This window comes from Corallococcus sp. AB045, assembly GCF_003668895.1.
Lineage (GTDB): Bacteria > Myxococcota > Myxococcia > Myxococcales > Myxococcaceae > Corallococcus > Corallococcus coralloides.
Map to the genome: position 1 here is coordinate 1 of NZ_RAWN01000003.1, position 19,888 is coordinate 19,888.

The following is a 19,888-nucleotide window of genomic DNA, read 5'->3' on the forward strand; positions in this document are numbered from 1 at the left end:
CGACCGGGTGAACCTATGCATGCCGGTGCACCTGCAAACCCCCACCCCACCCCGCTCCCCCGCTCCCTCGCGGATCACGACTTTTGGACCGCAGCATTTTTGACACCCCGAAACGGCGTGTGCGATAACCCCCGGTCAAGCCTTTTCTCACCACCCACAAGGAGTGGCAGGCGATGTTCACGGGCGTGAAGGTCTTCTCCGCGACGAAGGCCAAGGAGCGGGAAGAGTTGGGTGAGAACGTCACCCGCTGGATCAAGAGCAACGCGGACCTGGAGATCGTGGACCGGGTCGTCTGCCAGTCCTCCGACAACGAGTTCCACTGCTACACGCTGGTGCTCTTCTACAAGCACGCGAAGCCGCCGGCCTGACCGCCGCGCTGCCCCTGGACTCCTCCCGGGCCCGTCCTCTTCCAGTACGCACCTTTCCGGTGCGTGCGGGGAGGCCGGGCCTTTCTGTTTCCGTATGTTATGGTCCGCGCCGTGGCGCGCTTCGGGGACGACAGCGGGGAGGAAGACCGGCAGCTGCGCACGGACGCCCTGCCGGCGATGCGCTCGGCGCGGGTGCGGGTGCGGCTGTTGGTGCTGTCCGGCCCGGACGCGGGCAAGAGCTACCCGCTGGCGCCCGGGCGCTACCGGGTGGGCGCGGACGCCAGCTCGGACGTGATCATCGCGGACCGCGCGGTGTCTCGCAGCCACCTGCTGCTGGACGTGCGCGAGGACAGCATCCAGGCGGTGGACGTGGGCTCGCGCAACGGCTCGTTCTGCGAGGGCATGCGCTTCACCACCCTGGAGGTGCGCCCCGGCGCGGTGCTCACGCTGGGCACCACGGAGCTGAAGCTCGTCCCGGAGGGAGAGAAGGCGCACACCCTGCCCCTGTCCAACCGCGAACGGTTCGGCAACCTGGTGGGCCAGAGCCGCCGGATGCGCGAGGTGTTCACCCTGCTGGAGCGCGTGGCCCAGGGCGAGTCCGACGTGCTCATCCAGGGCGAGACGGGCACCGGCAAGGAGCTGTGCGCGGAAGGACTGCACCTGCATGGCGGGCGCTCCAAGGGGCCCTTCGTCATCGTGGACCTGGCGGGCGTGGCGCCGCAGCTGTTGGAGTCGGAGCTGTTCGGCCACGTGAAGGGCGCCTTCACCGGCGCGCAGGCGGACCGGGCGGGCGCCTTCGAGCGCGCCCATGGCGGCACCCTCTTCCTGGATGAAGTCGGGGAGCTGCCCCTGGAGGTGCAGCCCCGGCTGTTGCGCGCGCTGGAGCGCCGGCAGGTGAAGCGGGTGGGCGCCAACGACTACCGCTCGGTGAACGTGCGGGTGGTGGCGGCCACGCACCAGGACCTGGAGGGCGCGGTGAAGGCGGGCCGCTTCCGCGGCGACCTGTTCCACCGGCTCGCGGTGCTGCGCGCGACGCTGCCGCCCCTGCGCGAGCGCCCGGAGGACATCCCGCTGCTCATCGACACCGTGCTGGAGCGGATGGGCAAGCCGCCCAGCGCCCTGTCGGACCAGACGCGCGCCCTGCTCGCCCAGTACCCGTGGCCGGGCAACGTGCGGGAGCTGCGCAACGTGGTGGACCGGGTGGTGAGCCTGGGCGAGTCCGCGCTGCCGGAGCTGCCGGACACGCCGGTTCCGCGCCCTGCCCTGTCGCCGGACCTGGACCCGGAGGACACGCTGTCGCTGGCGCTGGAGCTGCCCTTCAAGGAAGCGAAGGAGCGCCTCATCGAAGGCTTCGAGCGCGACTACCTGCGCACGCTGCTCGAGCGGTGCGGCGGCAACGTCTCCAAGGCGTCACGCGAGGCGGGCATCGACCGCGTCTACCTGCGAAAGCTCCTGCGAAAGCACGGGCTGGTGTCCGGTCCGGACTGACGGCGCTCCCCTGCCCCCACTCGCGGTCACGGTCCCCGTGGCCCGGGTGACACTGGGGCGGACCTCCCTGCCGGGGGTGGTTGTCGGACCGGGTTTCCGCCCCATCTTGGGAGCACCAACGCACGAGAGGTGGGTGCCATGCGCCAGGGATGGGGGAGGTGGCTGTTCGTCGTCGGAGGGCTCGTGCTGGGCGGCAGCGCGTGCCAGTCGCGGGACGGGGCCGTCGCGGAGAGCGGCATGGTGCCGCCGATCGCGGTGTTCCAGACCCGGGCGGAGGTTCCGACGGAGGAAGGCACCGGCGGGAGCGGAAGCGCGGGCGCGGTGGTGGCCGAGGACGTGCCGGACTTCTACGGCACGGTGACGCTTTCGGGCGCGCGGGGCTTCACGGTGCGCGACGACGACGGCGTGGAGCGGCCGTTCGTGGTGGCGCCGTCCACGCGAATCCTGCGCGATGGCAAGCGCGTGGCCCGCGCCCAGCTGCACCCGGGCGTGCTGGTGCACACGACCTACGGCGAGCGGCTGGGGTCGTGGGTGGCCACGGACGTGGAGATCTACTCCGGCACGCCGTCGCGGGATTTGACGGCGACGGCGACCGCGGCGCCGGTGAAGCGCTGACGGGCGCGGCGGCCCGTCAGTAGACGGCGAGCGACTGCGGCAGGTGGTAGCTGACGATGGTGAGCACGGGGATCTTCGGGCCCTCGTCCTCGTCGTCGGTGGTCATGCCGGAGGTGACGCGCAGGCCGTCGAAGCGCGCGAGGATGACGTAGTCGCGGCGGGTCTCCAGGAAGGGATCCGGCGCGGCGAGCCGGCCCAGGGCCTCGCGTCCGGTCTCCTCGGAGAGGTTGTCGTAGGTGCGCTCGGAGGCGGACTGGGTGTTGCTCTCCCGGGTGAAGATGGAGCCGCCCACGCGGCCCTCTCCGGTGATCGCCGTCCGTCCGCCCAGGTCGCCGGAGGCCTCCGTGACGGTGTCGGTGTGGTAGGCGACGCCGACCTCGCGGCGGGAGGCCACGGACTGGAGGCCCTGCTCCACCAGCCACAGCGTGGGGCGCTCCCCTTCCGAGCGCTGGTCGGCCACCTGCGCGCGCAGGAGCACGTAGCGGCCGCGGTAGGTGTCCGGCTGGGCGACGGCGGACGCGAGCGAGAAGATGGGCACCTTGCGCGCGTGGAGCAGGCGCAGCTCACCGTCCACGCTGCCGCCGCGCTGGGCCACCACGCGGGCGATGAGGTTGGCGGCGTCCGGCCGCACGCGCAGGTCTTCCGCCCACGCGCTGCCCAGCACGGCGCCCAGTTGGGTGAAGCCAGGGGCCTCCGCGCATACCTTCAGGGCCAGCCACGCGTCGTCGCGAGAGGTCGCCTGGAGCCTGCGGGCAGCGGTCTCGCACGCGGCGGGCGTGGAGTAGCGAGCCAGGAACGCGCGGGCGTCATGTGGCGACGTGGGAGCTTCCTCAGCGGCGACGGAGCGCCGGGGCGCGGGAGGCGGCGTCCGCGGCGGAGGCGAGTCCGTGAGGGCGCGGTCCTCCAGCGCGACGTGGGAGTGCGAGGCACCGCAGCCGGTGGCGAGCGCACCCAGGAGGGTCAGCAACGGAAGACGGGGCATGGCGCGGGGCTCCTTGAAGTGCGGCGGCTCGGTGGGACCGGGACGGCGAAGACTCCGCGCGATGACGACGCGCGGGACGAACCCTGAAGCGCGGTGGGCGCGTTACAGCGAGGCGGAGTCGGTGTGCTGCTGGCTCGCGCGCGACGGCGCCTGGCGCGGAATGGACGCGGACGGGGGCAGCATCATGGAGCACGCGTCGTGGCAGCGCTCGTCCATGCACGCGAGCGTGGTGGGCCCGGCCTGCTGCCGCGACACGGCCGCGTAGCAGCTCTCGCCGTTGCCGGGGCACTGGCTGCGCGCGGCGCACTCACAACAGGTGGAGGCCACGGAGGCCATCAGCTGCACGTCCTGGAGCACGGAGGACAGCGCGCGGTAGCAGGCGCGGGCCGCGGGCGCGAAGCGGCCCTTGGCATCCACCACCGGCGTATTGCCTTCGATGCCGCAGCGGCCCACGACGTCCGCGTACTTGCGCTCGCAGACGGCGACGAGCTTGGGGTCGGGCGAGCCGTCCCGCGCGTTGCTCACGGCCTCCGAGCAGAGGGCGCGCGACGCGTCCTTCAGCAGCTTGATGTTGGCGGACTCCACGTCCGCGTTCGTGCCCTTGGAAGGCGGCACCTCCGCCTCGAACACGCACTCCTTGCCCGCGCGCAGCGTGTCGATGGTGCACGACCACGCGGTCGGAGACGCATCCACGAGCGGGGGTGCCCCCAGCGCTTCGGGAGGCAGGGACGACGGCGCGGGGCCGGACGGCGCGGCGCCGAGGAAGAGCAGGGACAGGAGCATCGCCTTCATGGGGCCAGCAGCGTAGGCCTTTGGCCCGCGCCGCTCAAACCGCTCCGCCGGGAGGATGTTCGTCCACCATCATGTCCGTGAGTCCGGGTGGACCGGTCTCCAGCTTCCCCGGAAGCGCCTTCGTCCGGCCGATGACGATGGGCGGCTCGATGAGCCGGGGCGGTGTCGCCCGCGTGTCCGTCGGGTCCGGCACCCACACCGGCTCCTCCGGTCCGCTCCCCCGCTTCCACCGCCGAGGCACCCGCCGGAAACCCACCGGGTACACCGTGAGCTGGCCGTCCGCGTCGAAGTGGAGCCGGAGGAAGTTCTTCCAGTCCGGAATGGACAGCGACGAGAACGCCTCGTTGGGGTGACAGGAGAACACGTTGAGCGACAGCAGCAGGTACACGCCCACCACCAGCGGCCCCACCAGCGCACCTCCGCCGAACAGCAGCAGCCCGCTGAAGAAATCCCGCCGCAGGCTCCACTGAAGCTCCGCCGCCAGCGGCGAGGCGATGGCGGACACACCCCACGTGAGCAGCAGCGCCACCCCCATGTGCGCCAGTCCATGCGCCACGCCGGCGGCCTTCTTCCAGCGCGGTCCCCTCCGGCGGTCCGCGAACGCGACCGCGCCCAGCACCACGCCGGCCCCCAGCACCATGGAGCCCGTGCTCTGCAACGCCGCGTTGATGAGCTCCCGGAACGAAGGCGCACCCACCGCGCCCTCGTTGAGGTTCGCGGCCACGCCCCAGCCCAGCAGCGTGTAGACGACGCCCATGAACACGCCGAACCAGGGGTTGATCGCGGTGAACAGCAGGTTGCGCCAGGCGAGCCACTGGGACGTCTTCCGCGGCGGATAGCTCGCCTTCTGCACGAAGCCGCCTGGACTCTGGTCCACCTTGGGCAGGTGCGTGGGATGAAGGAACGCCCCTCCCCCACCCGCGATGATCTTCTGCCGCCCGTCCGCGCTCTCGTGCCGGCGGTAGTGGTGCAGGTCCCCCGCCAGGAAGACGCTCACCTTCTTGCCCAGCACCTCCTGCTCCAGGAAGTCGATGTTGTGATCCAGGAAGCCGCGCCCCGCGTGAGGCATCACCTGCTGCTTCACCCACGCCGGCTCCGCGTTGCAGAGGATGATCCGGTCCGTGGCGCGCATCTGCCCGGCCACCTTCTGGAAGAACTCCACCTGCGGCGCGTCCAGGTCGGACTCCAGTTGGAAGTCCGTGCCCAGCAGCCACCAGCCGTGCGGCAGCCTCAGCGCGAAGTAGCTGCGCTGCTGCTGCGTGCGCCAGCCATTGGAGCGCCGGCCCTGGCAGAACAGGCGCGTGAAGGACACCAGTCCGTCATACCAGTCATGGTTGCCCGGCACCGCGAACAGGTGCGGCCGGTGCCGCCGCTTGTTCAGCGCGTCCTCGTACGGCACCACCGTGCGCGCCTGGTACTCGTCCACGCTCGCGGTCGGATACACCTCGTCTCCGCCGAACACGAGCACGTCGCCGCCCCGCGTGACATGCGTCTTGCCGTCCTCGTCCGTGAGCGCCAGCTCCGGCGCCATCACGGTGGACGCCACCGCGTAGGTGGAGTCCCAGCCGTCGCCCAGGTCCGCCACGTAGTCCAGCCACAGCTCGTCGCGCGGATGACCGGTGTCGTCCACCGAGTAGTCGAACGCCAGCGGCTGCGGCCGGGATACGGCATCCAGCAGCCGCCGGTCCGCCTGCTTTCCGAACGTCCCGGACAGCAGCGCCTTCATGCCCGACTTCGCGAGCACGGCCGGGTCGTACCACGACACCATCTTCCGGCCCGGAGGCGTCTGGGGCTCGGGCTCGACGCGCTGGCCCGGGATGCGGCTCACATCGGAGGCGCGGACGGCCATGGCCCCTCCTCCGTCGCCCGCCACGCACGACCCCGAGTGCCCCTGCGGTGCGAATCGATGAGCGCATCCGCGAACCGGTCCGCGAGCGCCGCGATGGTGAGGCTCGGGTTGGGCCCGACGGGGCCCGGCATCATCGAGCCGTCGGCCACGTACAGCCCCGGGTGGCCAAAGGCTTCACCCGTCGCGTCCACCACACCCTCTTCCGGCCCGCGCCCCATGGGACAGCCGCCCAGCGGATGCACCGTGATGACCCGGCTCAAGTAGCTGAGCGGGTTCTGCAGCAGCCTCCCCTCCAGCGTCTTGGCGATGTCCGCCATCGACTGGCGCACCTGCTGGAAGTACTCGCGCGAGCCGCTCATCCGCCAGTCGATGGCCAGCATCCCGTCGTCCGTCAGCCGCATGTGGCCATTGGGAAGGTCACGCCCCATGCCCAGCAGCGGCAACGACGTCGCGGAGCCCAGACAGTCTCCCAGGAGCTCGGCGATCTCCTCGCTCACGTCGGAGTCGTGCGCGTGTCCCGTCCACCCGCGAATCAGGCGCCACGCCAGCTTGAGGCCTCGCTCCACCAGCGGCACCTGATACGCGCCCTCGTAGAGCCAGTTGACGAACTCCGGGTAGCCCGCGTCCTCGATGTAGTAGCCCCGGCCCGTGCCGCCCTCCTCCTGACTCCGGAAGTGCAGCGCGCTGGTGATGACCGGCCCGTGCCCTCCCTCCAGGATGCGAGGCAGCAGCTTGCCGGTGCTCGAGTCGTGGCACTGGCGCATGAAGCCCAGCAGGTCTCCGTTGCCGCAGAAGCGCGTGCCCAACCGTCCGCTCATCCCGGGGAAGCTCCGCCGGTTCTTCAGGAGCAGGAACGGGGTGCCGAACGTGCCCGCCGCCAGCACCAGCCGGTCCGCCGTCACGGTGCTGCGCGGCAGCAGGGACTTGGGCCCTTCGCGCGGCACGTCCTCCGGCGTGTCCGTGTGGTCCAGGTACCGCACCACGTAGCCGCCCCCGTCCGAGGGCCACAGCTCCGTCACCTCCGCGAGAGTGCGCAGCTCCGCACCCGCGCGCTTCGCCGCGGACAGGTACGTGTAATCGAGCGTGTTCTTGCTGCCCGTGTTGCAGCCAACGTCGCATTCACCGCAGAGGTGGCAGGTGGTGCGCGTGCGGCCGTGGAGGTTGGGATGCTCCTCGCGGATGGGCTCGCCCGGGACGGGCACCTCGCCGGGGTTGCCGAACGTCACGGCCAGCGGCGGCAGCTGCCAGTCGCCCGCGCGGCCCAGGCGCTCGGCCGCGAGCTTCATGGCCAGCGTCTTCGCGGTGGAGGCATACGGCGGATGCTCCAGCGGATAGCGCTGCACGCGCATCATCCGCTCCACTGCGTCGTAGTGCGTCTCCAGATCCGCGCGGGTGACGGGCCAGTCCTCGTAGCCCCCGTCGTGGAGGTCCTCGTGGATGAAGGTCTTCGCGTCCTTGCGCAGCAGCACGTTCGCGTAGATGAGCGACCCGCCTCCCAGCCCCGAGGACACCACGCCGCCCAGCCCCTGGAAGGACCAGAGGTTGAACAGGCCGTGCATGCCCTTGCTCGGGTCCCAGAAGTTGCGGCGCATGTCGTGCGGACTGCGCGCGAAGGAGCCCGGCGGATACGCCTTGCCCCGCTCCAGCACGCACACCCGCAGGCCCGCCTCCGCCAGCCGCCACGCCATCACCGAACCGCCGAAGCCCGAACCCACGATGACGACGTCGAAGTGCTCAGCCCTCGTGGCCATGCGGGGCCTCCTCTTCGCGCTCGCGCACGGGCGCCTCCGGGGCGTAGAGGTCCCAGAGCGCGCCCAGGAACAGGTGGCCGAAGCGGGCCATCATCTCCGCGCCCTCCACGCCTCCGCGCGACGAGCGCATGCTGGCCACCAGGTGGAGCAGCTCGCGCATGCCCAGCACCATGACGCCCGCGCCCACCACCGGGCCGCGCGCGTCCACGCCTGCGTGCAGGTAGCTGTAGAGCCGCGTGGTGTCGCGCCAGAGGTCCGGGCCCGGGTCGTCGCGCAGCGTCTTCGTGCCGTCCAGGTAGTAGTCCTGGCCGTTCGCCTGGAAGCGCAGGCCGTAGGTCATGATCTTCGTGCGCGGATCATCCGTGGCGCGGAAGAGGTTGAAGCTCCCCTCGCGCACGGGCAGGTCCATGCCCAGCGGCTTGTATTGCACGTGCGCCACCAGCCGGGCCGCGTGGTCCGGGTCGCGGATGAACGCCTCCATGTCGTCAATGGTGATGGTGCAGTGCATGGTGAAGGGCGTGGAGCGCCCGTCGTGGGCGCCCGCCTCGGGGTCGGTGGTGCCCATCGCGAGCGGACCGGCCATGGTCTCGCGGAAGCTCAGGTCGTAGGCGGGTTCGGTCATCTGGGTAATCTCCGGGGTGAGGGGCAGGCCCTGGCCGTCCGCCACCGCCAGGTAGCGGCAGGCGTCCGAGTAGCCCTGGTCGATGAGGGTCGCGGCCGTGATGTGGCCCGCGTAGAAGTCCGGGTCCAGGGGCAGCGGGTGCTCGGGTTTGATGAGGTGCACGGTGATGGGCCGCGAATGTCCAGGCACGTGCTCGCCCGCGAGGATGCGCGCGTTGAGTTCGCGCACCTGCTCCAACTGGGCGAAGAGCGCGCCGTTCGCGCTCAGCTCAATCATGTGGACGTACTGGCGGAAGAAGCCGTTGGCGTACCGGGCCGTGTTGCCGATGCACCAGACGATCCACACCTCGTCCGCTCCCCGGCGCACGGCCTCCAGCACGTTGGCGTCCTGGATCCACACCGAGTCCAGGTACAGGTGACTGTCCTTCTCCACCGGGGGCATGAAGAGCGGCAGGGAGATGCCGGCCACCAGCAGGTCGCGGTCCACGTCCGTGTGCGGGATGGCCTCGTTCGTCTTCCGGGTGAAGTCGCACACGTTGAAGGTGCCGGAGCGCTCGCGATTCGCGCGGATGGCGTCCACGTCCACGCCCAGGTGCGGGAAGACGCGCTGGACGATGCCGTCCGCGTCCCCCAGCGCGGTGAGCTTCCAGGGCCGCGCGTATTCGTCCAGCGGCATCAGCGACACGAAGTCCTTCACGTCCAGCGTCCGCCACCGCTCGCACATCTCCGCGGGGGACTGGCCGGACAGCCACATCGCCAGGGTGATGATGCCGCCGGAAGTGCCGTCCGCGTGGGAGAAGGACAGCCGCGCGTCCGTCAGCGCGCGCAGCACCCCCGCCTGCCACGCGACGCGCATGCCGCCCCCCGCGAGCACCAGCGAACGCCGGGGCGCCTCCGCCGAGGACACCTGGACGGCCGAGTCCTCCCCGAACGTGCGCAGGGGCCGCCGCGGATGCACGCCATTGCGGGTCGCCTCCGCGACGCGCAGCGCGCTGACGGAGGGGCTGGTGGTCTCCGGAGCCGCTCCCTCTGTCTGCGGCCTGAGCACGGTGATGATCTGCTCGCGCTGGCGCAGCGACGCGTAGAACCCCAGCACCAGCACGGCGGACAGCGCGTCGAACGCCGCCACCCCCAGCGCCAGGGGCGACAGCAGGTCGCGCGCCACGCCCGCCACCACCATGCCGCAGGCCCCCACCTTCTGGAGGCCGGTCCACAGGAAGGCAGCGGGGTTCGCTCGGGGCTCGTGCAGGCCGTGCAGGAGCAGGCCGCCGAACAGCACCATGAACATGCCCACGATGCGGAAGAAGTGCGCGGGCGCCGCGGACGCATCCGCGTGCAACAGCCGCAGCTCCAGCCCCGGCAGGAACATCTGCGCCGCGCCGGTCGCGACGGTGATCCACCCGATGGCCGCGAGCGCCCAGCGCCAGGGGCGCCCGTTGACGCGGGCTTGACGCTCCAGCCATCGCGACGCGGCCGGGCTCATGCGTGGGCCTCCCCGCGCGGCGGCACGGACAGCCCCAGGCGCCAGCGCTCCCCCGCCGGCTGCTGGGCGCGCAGCACCCGGTGCACGAAGTAGCCCAGCGTGAGCAGCCACTGCACCGTCCACAGCCCCACGCGGATGCGGTTCATCCGCATCCACGCGTCCAGCACCTCTCTCAGCCGTTCGGGCGACGTGATGCCGGCCGCCATCTCGTAGTTGTACGGGAAGATGTAGATGCGCGTGAGCAGCGTGGCCACCACCACCGCGACGAGCACGCCCAGCGGGTACCAGCGCAGGGCCGCCTTGCGCTCGCGCCACGCCAGCACCCCGGAGGACAGCAGCATCACCGCCGTCATCCAGGTGAAGAACCGCGTGGCCGCCTGCACCTGCGGCACGAACTGCAGGTAGTAGTTGTCCACCGTGAGCTGGGGCGCGATGGGGAACGTGAAGAGGATCAGCGACCAGCCCGTGCCCAGGTACATGGACGTGCACAGGAACAGCAGGCACGCGTTCGCCAGATCCAGGGGGCCGCCGCGCTTCATGGCCGCGCATCCTCGCGTGGACGCGCTTCGGGCAGCGGTCCCACGGCATGGAGCGCCCTCGGCGGTGCTCCGTCCGACTCCGGGGCTGGCATGGGGGTCTGGTCCTGGCCCAGGTCCACCACGCTCTTGAGTCCCTCCGGATACGTGTCCGGAGGCAGCGTGGGCTGGGTGAGGAACCACGCCTCGAAGTGGTCATCCAGCACGCCGCTGGACGCCGGGAAGAACCCGGTGAGGAACGGGCGCGGGGAGATGCTCAAATCCCGCAGCACCTGCACGCGCGGATGGTCGCCCAACTCCAGCGTCCCCCACGCGCGCTTCCCCATCCGGAAGCCGAAGCGGCCCCGGAAGTAGATGGTGGACTTCATCAGCATCCCCCGGAAGGCGCAGTAGTTCACCGCCGCCATCCGCAAGGGCAGCCACGCGAGCTTCGGGCGCTCGATGCGCACGCGCACCGCCTGCTGGCCGCCCTCTTCGTAGCGGCTGCTCACGGAGCCGTCCTCCACCTGGAAGTCCAGCCGGGCCAGGTGCTTGGGCATGCCCCAGATGCCCTTGCCGCCCTTCACGGAGATCTCCGTGTTCACCGGCAGGTCCACCACGTACTGCCCCACGCCGAAGCGCTTCTGGAACAGCAGGGGCAGGAGCGGCGGCGCGGGCCTGCGCCCGTGCGTGCACGCGAGCGCGATGCTGAACTCGATGTACGCGCCGATGTCCGTCTGCTTGTAGTCGATGACGGAGACGAGCAGCACGCTCCGGTCGCGCGACAGGCGCAGCGGGTGCAGCTCATTGCCGGGCAGCAGGGCCGCCGCGCGGCGGGCGTCCACGGTGAAGGCGGCCACCATCGCGGGTGCCCCCTTCGAGTCCACTGGCAGCGCGTACGGGATGTCATCCACGCGCGAATAGCGGCCGTACTGGGTCTGGATGCGTCGAGGCAGGAACATGGCTTTGCCTTTCGTCAGTGGATCGCCGGGCGATCCAACTCGGAGAGGATGAGGGGGAAGACGTCCTGGGACGCGCGCTTGCCCATGAAGACGTCCAGGTGGCCGTAGCCCGGCAGCAGGTGCAGCGCGTGCCGGCCCGGGTGGAAGTGCTCCAGATGCTCGAAGCTGCGGCGCTGGCTCTCCGCGAGGAAGCAGCGGTTCTCCTCGCCCGCGAAGAAGACGAAGCGCGCGTCCGTCTGGGGCTCGCGCACGCCCAGGTCCTCCGGCAGCGCGCGGAAGCCCTCCACGGGCACCAGGTGGCCGGCGTGCACGCACTGGTACATCTGCTTGAAGAAGCTGAAGGGCACCGGGCCGAACTCGTGCTGGAGCCAGTCGTGCGTCTGGGTGTTGAGGTTCTCGTGGCGCCACAGCACCGGGAAGCCCGTGCCGTAGGTGAAGCTCGTCCAGCGGCAGACCAGGTTCTCGCACTCGTGATGCGTGGCCTGCACCACGCGCGTCAGCATCCGGGCCGTGCGCGTGGGGCCGCCGTAGGCCCACTGTGGATCCAGGAAGGGCGTCAACCGCGCGACCAGCGGCACGGCGTAGTGCAGCTTCACCTTCGCGGTCGCGGGCACCACCGGGTGCAGCGACACGGCGTTGGTGATGATGAGGTCCACCTCCGGAAGGAGCCCCGCCACCGCGGCCATGGTGAAGCTGGTGGAGCCCTGGCAGTGGATGACGGCCTTGATCTTGTCCGCGCCCGTCTTCTCCCGCACGGTGCGGATGGCGGGCGGGTGGTCCAGGACGGCGGCCTGGTCCAGGGTCCACTCGCCCGGCTCCACGTCCATGCTGGCGCGCCAGTTCTCCAGCCACACGTCGTAGCCGTCTTCAATCAGCGCATCGACCACGGTCTGGCGCACCGGCGCGCGGAAGATGTTCCCGCGCACGCCGGCTCCGTGCACCAGCACCACCGGCCCCTTGTCCGCCTTCTCGACACCCCGCAGGTGCACCAGGTGCAGCGCGCGGCCGTCACCCGCGAGGAAGGGAACGATCTCCTCGGTGTAGCGCGGCTCATGGATTGTTTCCGCGGACATGGCGGCATCCCCCCACACCGCAAACGTTGGGCGGTGCGCGAGGGCCGACAACCGGCGTGCAACCCCACCCGGCGCACCGCTCGCTCCGCCAGACCGGGACCACGGGCAACGGCGCGGCGCCCCTCTGTCACGCCGCCCGCGTCAGCCCCTGGGGTGCTATGCGTGGGGCATGAACGCGGACTCAGGCTGGAGCGACTACGAGGGCGGCGCGACGCTCGGCGGAATGGGCAGCCAGGGCGGCACCATCGCGCGGGACGAGGGCTTCCGCGGCCTCCTGCGCCTCACCTACGAAGCGGACGACTCGCGCTCCTTCCATGTCGTCACCTGCGGCATCTCCGGCTGGCTGTTGCATCCGCGCTTCTTCGACAACGCGGCGGAAGCGCTCCACGCCTTCGAGTCCATGAAGCCCGCGTTGGAGGAGCTGGGCGCGACGCTCCCCGAGGACGGGCCCCGGTCCACGGCGGACGGACGGGCGGCGGGTCCGCTGCTCGCCGCCTTCCGCGTGCGCTTTTCCTGAGTCGCGGTCCCTCCGCGCAAGGATTGCTTAAGGTTCTGCCGAGATAACCCGGTTCGCCGTCCGGTCAGCCCCGGACGGCCCCTCGGGCGGCACACTCGCCGCCCCGGGCTCCCAAGCCCCCGGAGGAACCCCGGATGAAGAGCGAATCCCCTCAGGACCCTTCCCCCAAGGTCATCACGCGCCGGAGCATCCTGCGCGGCATTGGCCTGTCGCTGGCCGCGGTTCCCGTGGCGAAGCTGCTCGTCGCCTGCGGAGGCGACGACACGACGGGCGGCGACACCAACACCGGCGCCGACGCGGGCACGGACACCGACGCGGGCGTGGCGGACCCGGGCTTCTGGGCCACGGGCGGCACCGCGGCGATGACGGCCGCCGCCGCGTATCCGGATCCGTTCGCGTCCGGCCTGGGCACGGTGTGCAACCTCTCCTGCGAGGCCACGCTGGGGCCCTGCTACGCGGCCACGGTGGACCGCAAGGACATCAGCGAGGGCCATGACGGTCTGCCGGTGCGCCTGGCTTTCCTCGTCGTGGACGAGTCGTGCAAGCCCATCCCGGGTGCCACGGTGGACATCTGGCACGCGGGCCCGGAGGGCCTGTACTCCGGCGAGGACGCGAGCGACTTCTGCACGTCCGGAGACGCGACGGCCCGCGCGGCGCGGTGGTTCCGCGGCGTGCAGACCACGGACGCCAACGGGCGCGTGGACTTCGACACCTGCTTCCCCGGTTGGTACAGCAGCCGCACCATCCACATCCACTTCACGGTGCGGGTGAACGGCCAGGAGTTCGTCACGTCGCAGCTGTTCTTCGACGACTCGACGAGCGACGACATCGTCAACAACCAGCCGCTCTACAACACGCGCGGCGAGCGCGACACGACCAACCAGAACGACACGGTGGTCTCCGGAGACGCGGTGGGCGACTACCTCTTCGCCACGCAGCGCATGTCGGACGGCGCGATGCTGGCGTCCAAGACGCTGGTCGTCCGCTCCTCGCTGAACAATGCGTCCTGCGCCATGCCAGGAGGCAGCGGCGGCGGTGGTGGGCCCGGGGGTCCTCCTCCGGGCGGCGACGGTGGCATGGGTCCCCCGCCTGGCTGGGATGGCGGCATGGGGCCTCCGCCGCCGGGATTCGACGGGGGCATGCCCTGAACTAGGTTGAGCCGCGCCGCCCCGGAGTCTTCCGGGGTGGTGCGGCCGAAGGGAGGCATGGCGCATGGGCGACCGCATCCTGCTGGTGGAGGATGACGACCCGCTCGGGTCCCAGATTGTCGGGCACCTGCGCGGCGCGGGCTTCGAGCCCGTGTGGTGGCGCGAGGGCCGGCTGCTGGTGTCCGGCGACCTGCCGGACGTGAGCCTCGTGGTGTTGGACCTGATGCTGCCGGGCACCTACGGCCTGGACATGCTCAAGGCGCTGAGGACCTTCTCGGAGGTCCCGGTGCTCATCCTGAGCGCGCGCAACGACACGCTGGACAAGGTCCGGGCGCTGAAGCTGGGCGCGGACGACTACATGACGAAGCCCTTCTGGCCGGAGGAGCTGGTGGAGCGCGTGCGTGCGCGCCTGCGCCGACCCACGTTGCAGAAGGAGCAGGCGGTGGTGGAGGTGGGTCCGCTGCGCATCGACCTGCAGGGGCACACGGTGCAGGTACAGGGGCGGCCGGTGGAGCTCACGCGGGTGGAGTTTGAATTGCTCGCGGCGCTGGCTCGCAGGCCGCAGGAGGCGGTGACGCGCCAGTGGCTGGTGGAGCACGTGTTGGATCCGGAGCGTGAGGGCACGGAGCGCACGCTGGACGTCCACGTGTCGCGGCTGCGGCGCAAGCTGGGTCCGATGAAGTGCGTGGAGACGGTGTGGGGCGTGGGCTACCGGTTGGTGCCCGGGGAGGATGCGTGAAGCTGCGGTTGCGGCTGGCGCTCACGGCGGTGGTGGTGACGATGCCCGCGGTGTTCGCGCTGGTGCAGGTGGAGCACTCGGTGCGCCGCCGCACGACGGATGAAGTCATCATCGCGTCCACGCTGTCGCAGATGCAGTCCGGGGGCCGAGAGCGCTGCGAGGCCGCGCCCGAGACCTGGATGGTCCGCTCCCGTTCCCCCCAGCGTCCACCGTGGGAGCGGGAAGGCCTGCCCGACGGCAACAGAGGCCCTCTCTCCGGCACGGTCGCGTCGAACGAGCCCTCGGGCAACAACGGTCCTGTCCCGGGAGGCCCCAGGCCCGGGGACGAAGGTCCGCACGAGCCCTCGGGCAACAACGGTCCTGCCTCGGACGGCCCCTGGCCCAGGGACGAAGGTCCGCCGCGCTCGGGGCCCCGGGGGCCGATGGGGCGGCGCCTGCCGCCGGTGAACCTCTACCCGTTCGACGGACAGTTCGTTTCGCGAAACCCGCAGGCACCGGCGCTGGACGACGAGCTGCGCAAGGGCGTGCAGGACGATGGCGTGGGCGTGCGCCGCTACTCGAAGGCGGACGGCGCGCTGGTGCAGGACCTGCTGTTGCGCATGCACTGGGATGGAGGCCCCTGCGAGTACGTGCTCGCGCGTCGGGTGGAGCCCGCGGAGTCGCCGGAGGTGGGACTGCCGCCGCTGTACGTCTGGGGAGTGCCCACGCTGATCCTCCTCTCCGCGATGGTGGTCGCGCTGGGGCCGGTGGTGCAGCGCCTGCGCCGGCTGACGGACGAGGTGCGAGCCTCATCGGGCAGCCGCTACGAGCAGCCCGTGACGGTGAGCGGCAGCGACGAGATCGCGGAGCTGGCCCGCGCCTTCCAGCAGGCGCGAGCGGAGATCCAGTCGCAGATGGCGCACCAGCAGGCGCGCGAGCAGACGCTGCGGGACTTCCTGGCGAACACGACGCACGACGTGATGACGCCGCTCACGGTGTTGCAGGGGCACCTGGCCGCGATGCAGCAGCGGATGCGCGCGGGTGAGCCATTGGAATCGGGGCTGATGTTGTCCGCGATGAGCGAGGCGCACTACATGGCCTCGCTGGTGCACAACCTGGGAGCGGCGGCGAGACTGGAGGCGGGAGCACCGCAGGTGCAGCACGCGCCGGTGGACCTGAACGCATTGGTGTCACGGGTGCTGGGCCGGCACCAGCCCATCGCGAGGCCGCAGCGCATCGCCCTGGAGAGTGGAGTCCCGGCGACGCCCACCTGGGTGATGGGCGACGAGACCTTGCTGGAGCAGGCGGTGAGCAACGTGGTGCTCAACGGCATCCGGTACGGACATGAGGACGGCCACGTGGCGGTGGTGCTGGAGACGACGCGCCACCAGACCTTCCACCTGCGGATCATCGACGACGGGCCAGGCATCCCCGAGGAGGAGCGTTCCCGGATCCTGGAGCGCCGCTTCCGAGGCAACGCGGCGCGGACACGCGAGCCACAAGGTCAGGGCCTGGGCCTGCACATCGTGCACAACGTGGTGGAGCTGCACGGCTGGAAGATGACCCTGGCGCCCTCGGAATACGGAGGCCTGGAGGTCGCCTTCACCGGTCCACTGATGTCGCCGCCGGGGTGACAGGAGGCAGGCGCTCCACGAACCAGAGCTGTTTGTGGCGAGGCTCCTTGTTGTACTGCTCCGCCAGCCACTCCAGCCGCGAACGCCAGGGCGAGCGCGCGATCTCGTACCGCACGCCATTCTCGTCCTGGCGCAGCAGGACCCAATGCATGGGGCCAGGGCCTCGGGACGAAAGAGGAGGCAGCGGGCCCTGGGGCTCGACGAAATAGCCCTGCTTGTGTCCGCGATGCTCCAGGAGGTCCGCGTAGCAACGAGCGGATCGCTCGCGCGAGAAGCTTGTCACCTCGAAGGTGCCGCCATGCGTGTCAATCCGCAGGACCCGCCAGCCGCCATGCCCATGGCGCCGCGTCCGCTCCTCGAAGGAGGGCCCCATTGGGAATGGCCTCTTCCGCGGGAAAGGGAAGGTGCGCGAGCACGTGCTCGAATTCCGCCGTTTCTTCCGCGATGACCCTGACGCCCTCCGTGAAGAAGTCCTGCGACAAGACGAACTCCAGCCCGCACTGCGCCTCGAGCCACCACGTTCGCTCCGGGCCCGGCGGGAGGCCGAACTGCTTGTAGTAGGCCTCCACGTCCTTCTCTTCGAAGTTCGGAGTCCCCAGTGGGTCCAGGTCCGCCAGGGAGAACGTCGCGCTCCCGACCTCGCGTAGGGGAGCCAGGCTGGGAGCCGAAACCTGTTTCAAGGAGGGTGGCAACCCTCGTTCGAGAGAGCGCATTGGCACGAGCGTATCCACCTGACCGGCTTCTGACTCAGCGCGACCGCTTCACCACGTAGTCCACGAGCTCCGGCCACGCGGCCTGAAGCGAGTCCTGTGACGCTTCCCCAAAAAGAGCGATGGCGTCCACCGGCCGCGCCTCCCCGGTGAGCTGCTCGACGCACCAGACCTCCAGCACATTCCGCAGACCGCGCAGGGGGCCGTTGAGATTCTCCAGCGCTGCATCGGCCAGCAGCGCACGAGCCTCGGCCCAGCGCCCCTCACGGCACGCAACCACCGCCGAAGCAAGCGGCGCGAACCACAAGGAAAAGTCCACCCGAGCCTTCGCCTCGGCCAGACGGGGCTCCACCCGCGCGAGCCGACCTTCGAGCGCGTCCACCAGCGCGAGCGCCGCGGACAACACCGCACGGAACTGCGGCGTCAAATCCTTCCGTGACTCCAGACTCGAAAGCTCCCGCCCCGCCACCGGCAGTTGCCAGAGCTGGAGCCGGGCGATGCCGATGTTGTACGTGGGAACGACCTGGACTTTCGCCAGGGGCCGCGACGCCTCGAACCGCTCGATCGCGGCGGCCACCCTCCCCTCCGACAACAACTGGAGCCCCTCGTCCGTGAGCTTCTTGCTCCGGCGGTAGCGAGGAAGAAAGTAGAGGGCCGTCGGCACCAGCAGGACGAACATGACGACGGGAAACATCATCATCGCCAGCTGTCGGTCGGGGATGAAGTGGTGCAGCAGCCGGGGCACGCCAAAGAGCGCCAGCAGCATCACCACTGCGTACGGCCAGGATTTCCGCATGGGCCGTCATCTACGCAAGTCGTCAGCAGTTCGTCAGCAAATCCTGCGCCCCAAAGCCCACCAACAAGAGAGTGCCTCGCGAAGCGTGGCCGTGGGCCGCGACGTCATGCATGCGCGAACACCAAGGTGGGCCACGGACCGGGAAGTCTACCCGGGGCCGGTTCCCCCAAAACCTGTCCGACAGTCGGACAGATTTCGCCGCACGAGTCCCCAGACCGCGCCGGCATGGCAGGTGAGCAACGTCGTGCGTGCGCTGACACCACGGTGGGGCCACGAGCAGAGACCCCACTCGGGGAGGGCTCTCTCCAAACCTGTCCGACAGTCGGACAGGTTCGCACCAGCTGAAGCCGAGGCCGCGCACCTCGCGGAGCGCAGCGGTGGACCGCAACGGGTGTGCTTGGGCGCACGCCAGGACCAGCCACGGCCAGGGTCGCCCGCCCGGACCCGGTTGCCTCCAAACCTGTCCGACAGTCGGACAAGTTTCCGCCGCTTGGGGCCCGAGGCCGCGCCGGACCGCCAGGGGCACAACGTCATGCGTGCGCGGATACCAAGGTGGGGCGCGGACGGAGGTGCCCGCCCGGGCCCGGTTGCCTCCAAACCTGTCCGACAGTCGGACAGGTTTTCGCCCCATGCCGCCCGGGGGAGCGCTCGCCCTGCAAACGACGCGGAGGGTGGGCCCGCACGTCCATGTCAGACCCCTGTGGTTGGATGGCGATGCTGGGACGAGGAGGGGGAATGGGGATGGGACGGGAAGGACTCGTGGCCTATGTGGAGGCGCAAATCGAGCGCGATATCGCGCTGGGGCGGCTGCACCCGAGCGGGCAGTTTGGTTCGGAAGCGAAGCTGGCGCGTCGCTATGAGGTATGCCGGGGCACCATTCGCGAGGCGCTGCGACGGCTGGCGGCGAGGGGCCTGGTGGTGCAGCGCTCCGGACGCAAGACGCGCGCGGTGGCGCTGGATGAGTCGCTGACGCTGGAGAACCTGGGTCTGGCGCTGCATGACGCGAGCAACCCGGACGCCCGGTGGCTGCTGGAGGGCTACTTCAGCCTCAAGCGGCAGGTGCTGGTGGAGCTTCTGGCCGATTGCTGCGCGAGGGCCTCGGACCTCGACCTGGACCGACTGGGGAGCACGTGCTTCCAGTTGCAGGACGCGGCGCGCTGGGAGTCGGGTGCAACCTGCGCCCAGGTGGAGTTCGAGTTGCTGCGGCAGGCGGCCCGGGTGGCGGCGCGGCCGGGGCACGTGCTCCTCGTTCAGTCCCTGCAGCGGGCATTCCTGGGAGGCGCAGCCCAACTGCTGCCGCTCATGGGTGGTGAGGCGCTGCGCGAGTGGGTCCTCCGCGTGACGGCGATCCTGCACGAGCGCGACGTGCAGGCACTTCAGAACGAGCTGCCGGCACTGCTGAAGGCTCGCGATGAGCGCGTGCTGAACGCCTTCGCCCCTGCGCCCCAAGCACCTGCGTCCTCCGAGGCCCACTTCACCCAGGAGGACCTCCTCGGTGCGCCCGCACCAGCCAGCGGCCTGAAGGATGCGTCGGAGGTACTCCCTGGCGTTGAGGAACGTGGCGCCGGCGATTCCGCGTCAGCCATCGTGCGCGACGAAGCGCTGGAGCATCCTCCTTGCGTTGAGGAGCGTGGCGCTGGCATCTCCGATTCAGCCATCGTGCGGGACGAAGCGCTGGAGCATCCTCCTTGCATTGAGGAGCGTGGCGCTGGCGATTCCGCGTCAGCCATCGTGCGGGACGAAGCGCTGGAGCATCCTCCTTGCGTTGAGGAGCGTGGCGCCGGCGATTCCGCGTCAGCCATCGTGCAGGACGAAGCGCTGGAGCGTCCTCCTTGCGTTGAGGAGCGTGGCGCTGGCATCTCCGAT

General features: G+C 70.5%; 18 protein-coding genes and 1 pseudogene. 8 read left to right on the forward strand and 11 right to left on the reverse strand.

Going from position 1 to position 19,888, the window contains the following annotated elements:
• Positions 1-173: 173 nt before the first annotated feature.
• The 3 genes from D7Y21_RS00975 to D7Y21_RS00985 all read left to right on the forward strand — a co-directional run bounded on the left by D7Y21_RS00975 (position 174) and on the right by D7Y21_RS00985 (position 2,471).
• A complete protein-coding gene (locus tag D7Y21_RS00975) occupies positions 174-368 on the forward strand; it encodes a hypothetical protein (protein WP_014397120.1) in 195 nt (64 codons plus the stop codon).
• A 99-nt stretch (positions 369-467) separates the two neighbouring features.
• On the forward strand, positions 468-1,856 hold the full coding sequence (locus tag D7Y21_RS00980; protein ID WP_121710649.1) for a sigma 54-interacting transcriptional regulator: 1,389 nt from the start codon (positions 468-470) through the stop codon (positions 1,854-1,856).
• Positions 1,857-1,994: 138 nt separating this feature from the next.
• A complete protein-coding gene (locus tag D7Y21_RS00985) occupies positions 1,995-2,471 on the forward strand; it encodes a hypothetical protein (RefSeq protein WP_120568427.1) in 477 nt (158 codons plus the stop codon).
• Positions 2,472-2,487: 16 nt separating this feature from the next.
• Here D7Y21_RS00985 and D7Y21_RS00990 read toward each other — a convergent pair whose 3' ends face one another.
• From D7Y21_RS00990 to D7Y21_RS01025, 8 genes are all read right to left on the reverse strand, one after another.
• Positions 2,488-3,453 carry a hypothetical protein gene (locus D7Y21_RS00990; RefSeq protein ID WP_121710651.1) on the reverse strand — a complete coding sequence of 322 codons (966 nt, stop codon included), beginning with the start codon at positions 3,451-3,453 and terminating at the stop codon, positions 2,488-2,490.
• A 102-nt stretch (positions 3,454-3,555) separates the two neighbouring features.
• Entirely contained in the window at positions 3,556-4,245 is a 690-nt protein-coding gene (locus D7Y21_RS00995; protein ID WP_121710653.1) for a hypothetical protein, read from the reverse strand.
• Between the two features lie 34 nt (positions 4,246-4,279).
• Entirely contained in the window at positions 4,280-6,094 is a 1,815-nt protein-coding gene (locus D7Y21_RS01000; protein ID WP_121710655.1) for a metallophosphoesterase, read from the reverse strand.
• Entirely contained in the window at positions 6,070-7,845 is a 1,776-nt protein-coding gene (locus D7Y21_RS01005; RefSeq protein ID WP_121710657.1) for a GMC oxidoreductase, read from the reverse strand. The genes D7Y21_RS01000 and D7Y21_RS01005 overlap by 25 nt, the downstream gene beginning before the upstream one ends.
• Positions 7,829-9,949 (reverse strand): patatin-like phospholipase family protein, encoded by a 2,121-nt coding sequence (locus D7Y21_RS01010; protein WP_121710659.1) that lies wholly within the window; start codon positions 9,947-9,949, stop codon positions 7,829-7,831. The genes D7Y21_RS01005 and D7Y21_RS01010 overlap by 17 nt, the downstream gene beginning before the upstream one ends.
• Positions 9,946-10,488 (reverse strand): hypothetical protein, encoded by a 543-nt coding sequence (locus tag D7Y21_RS01015; protein WP_121710661.1) that lies wholly within the window; start codon positions 10,486-10,488, stop codon positions 9,946-9,948. The genes D7Y21_RS01010 and D7Y21_RS01015 overlap by 4 nt, the downstream gene beginning before the upstream one ends.
• Positions 10,485-11,426, reverse strand: coding sequence for an acetoacetate decarboxylase family protein (locus tag D7Y21_RS01020; protein WP_120567241.1), 942 nt, complete (start codon positions 11,424-11,426; stop codon positions 10,485-10,487). The genes D7Y21_RS01015 and D7Y21_RS01020 overlap by 4 nt, the downstream gene beginning before the upstream one ends.
• A 14-nt stretch (positions 11,427-11,440) precedes the next feature.
• A complete protein-coding gene (locus tag D7Y21_RS01025) occupies positions 11,441-12,499 on the reverse strand; it encodes an alpha/beta fold hydrolase (protein WP_121710663.1) in 1,059 nt (352 codons plus the stop codon).
• 169 nt (positions 12,500-12,668) lie between these two features.
• Between D7Y21_RS01025 and D7Y21_RS01030 the strand changes: the two genes are divergently transcribed.
• The 4 genes from D7Y21_RS01030 to D7Y21_RS01045 all read left to right on the forward strand — a co-directional run bounded on the left by D7Y21_RS01030 (position 12,669) and on the right by D7Y21_RS01045 (position 16,516).
• Positions 12,669-13,016 (forward strand): hypothetical protein, encoded by a 348-nt coding sequence (locus tag D7Y21_RS01030; protein ID WP_120567239.1) that lies wholly within the window; start codon positions 12,669-12,671, stop codon positions 13,014-13,016.
• 134 nt (positions 13,017-13,150) lie between these two features.
• Positions 13,151-14,164: a protocatechuate 3,4-dioxygenase gene (locus tag D7Y21_RS01035; protein ID WP_121710665.1), complete on the forward strand. Its 1,014-nt coding sequence runs from the start codon at positions 13,151-13,153 to the stop codon at positions 14,162-14,164.
• A 64-nt stretch (positions 14,165-14,228) separates the two neighbouring features.
• Complete coding sequence (locus D7Y21_RS01040; RefSeq protein ID WP_121710666.1) at positions 14,229-14,903, forward strand: response regulator transcription factor; 675 nt, start codon at positions 14,229-14,231, stop codon at positions 14,901-14,903.
• Positions 14,900-16,516 (forward strand): cell wall metabolism sensor histidine kinase WalK, encoded by a 1,617-nt coding sequence (locus D7Y21_RS01045; RefSeq protein ID WP_121710668.1) that lies wholly within the window; start codon positions 14,900-14,902, stop codon positions 16,514-16,516. The genes D7Y21_RS01040 and D7Y21_RS01045 overlap by 4 nt, the downstream gene beginning before the upstream one ends.
• Here D7Y21_RS01045 and D7Y21_RS01050 read toward each other — a convergent pair.
• The 3 genes from D7Y21_RS01050 to D7Y21_RS01060 all read right to left on the reverse strand — a co-directional run bounded on the left by D7Y21_RS01050 (position 16,485) and on the right by D7Y21_RS01060 (position 18,022).
• Complete coding sequence (locus tag D7Y21_RS01050) at positions 16,485-16,667, reverse strand: SPOR domain-containing protein (protein WP_121710670.1); 183 nt, start codon at positions 16,665-16,667, stop codon at positions 16,485-16,487. The two genes, D7Y21_RS01045 and D7Y21_RS01050, sit on opposite strands and share 32 nt — an antisense overlap.
• 154 nt (positions 16,668-16,821) lie before the next feature.
• Positions 16,822-17,196 carry a hypothetical protein gene (locus tag D7Y21_RS01055; protein WP_121710672.1) on the reverse strand — a complete coding sequence of 125 codons (375 nt, stop codon included), beginning with the start codon at positions 17,194-17,196 and terminating at the stop codon, positions 16,822-16,824.
• A gap of 67 nt (positions 17,197-17,263) precedes the next feature.
• Positions 17,264-18,022 (reverse strand): hypothetical protein, encoded by a 759-nt coding sequence (locus D7Y21_RS01060; protein WP_147469157.1) that lies wholly within the window; start codon positions 18,020-18,022, stop codon positions 17,264-17,266.
• Positions 18,023-18,757: 735 nt separating this feature from the next.
• Here D7Y21_RS01060 and D7Y21_RS01065 point away from each other — a divergent pair.
• Positions 18,758-19,634 (forward strand): annotated as a pseudogene (locus D7Y21_RS01065) (FadR/GntR family transcriptional regulator); the annotation flags it as partial.
• Positions 19,635-19,888: the final 254 nt, after the last annotated feature.

Excerpts from the sequence above, each read along its gene's own strand:
- D7Y21_RS00975 (WP_014397120.1), top strand. The coding sequence starts at position 174 with ATGTTCACGGGCGTGAAGGTCTTCTCCGCGACGAAGGCCAAGGAGCGG.
- D7Y21_RS01040 (WP_121710666.1), top strand. The coding sequence starts at position 14,229 with ATGGGCGACCGCATCCTGCTGGTGGAGGATGACGACCCGCTCGGGTCC.
- D7Y21_RS00995 (WP_121710653.1), bottom strand. The coding sequence starts at position 4,245 with ATGAAGGCGATGCTCCTGTCCCTGCTCTTCCTCGGCGCCGCGCCGTCC.
- D7Y21_RS00980 (WP_121710649.1), top strand. The coding sequence starts at position 468 with ATGGTCCGCGCCGTGGCGCGCTTCGGGGACGACAGCGGGGAGGAAGAC.
- D7Y21_RS01020 (WP_120567241.1), bottom strand. The coding sequence starts at position 11,426 with ATGTTCCTGCCTCGACGCATCCAGACCCAGTACGGCCGCTATTCGCGC.
- D7Y21_RS01005 (WP_121710657.1), bottom strand. The coding sequence starts at position 7,845 with ATGGCCACGAGGGCTGAGCACTTCGACGTCGTCATCGTGGGTTCGGGC.
- D7Y21_RS01030 (WP_120567239.1), top strand. The coding sequence starts at position 12,669 with ATGAACGCGGACTCAGGCTGGAGCGACTACGAGGGCGGCGCGACGCTC.
- D7Y21_RS01060 (WP_147469157.1), bottom strand. The coding sequence starts at position 18,022 with ATGCGGAAATCCTGGCCGTACGCAGTGGTGATGCTGCTGGCGCTCTTT.
- D7Y21_RS01015 (WP_121710661.1), bottom strand. The coding sequence starts at position 10,488 with ATGAAGCGCGGCGGCCCCCTGGATCTGGCGAACGCGTGCCTGCTGTTC.
- D7Y21_RS01035 (WP_121710665.1), top strand. The coding sequence starts at position 13,151 with ATGAAGAGCGAATCCCCTCAGGACCCTTCCCCCAAGGTCATCACGCGC.
- D7Y21_RS01050 (WP_121710670.1), bottom strand. The coding sequence starts at position 16,667 with ATGCATTGGGTCCTGCTGCGCCAGGACGAGAATGGCGTGCGGTACGAG.
- D7Y21_RS01000 (WP_121710655.1), bottom strand. The coding sequence starts at position 6,094 with ATGGCCGTCCGCGCCTCCGATGTGAGCCGCATCCCGGGCCAGCGCGTC.
- D7Y21_RS00985 (WP_120568427.1), top strand. The coding sequence starts at position 1,995 with ATGCGCCAGGGATGGGGGAGGTGGCTGTTCGTCGTCGGAGGGCTCGTG.
- D7Y21_RS01010 (WP_121710659.1), bottom strand. The coding sequence starts at position 9,949 with ATGAGCCCGGCCGCGTCGCGATGGCTGGAGCGTCAAGCCCGCGTCAAC.
- D7Y21_RS00990 (WP_121710651.1), bottom strand. The coding sequence starts at position 3,453 with ATGCCCCGTCTTCCGTTGCTGACCCTCCTGGGTGCGCTCGCCACCGGC.
- D7Y21_RS01025 (WP_121710663.1), bottom strand. The coding sequence starts at position 12,499 with ATGTCCGCGGAAACAATCCATGAGCCGCGCTACACCGAGGAGATCGTT.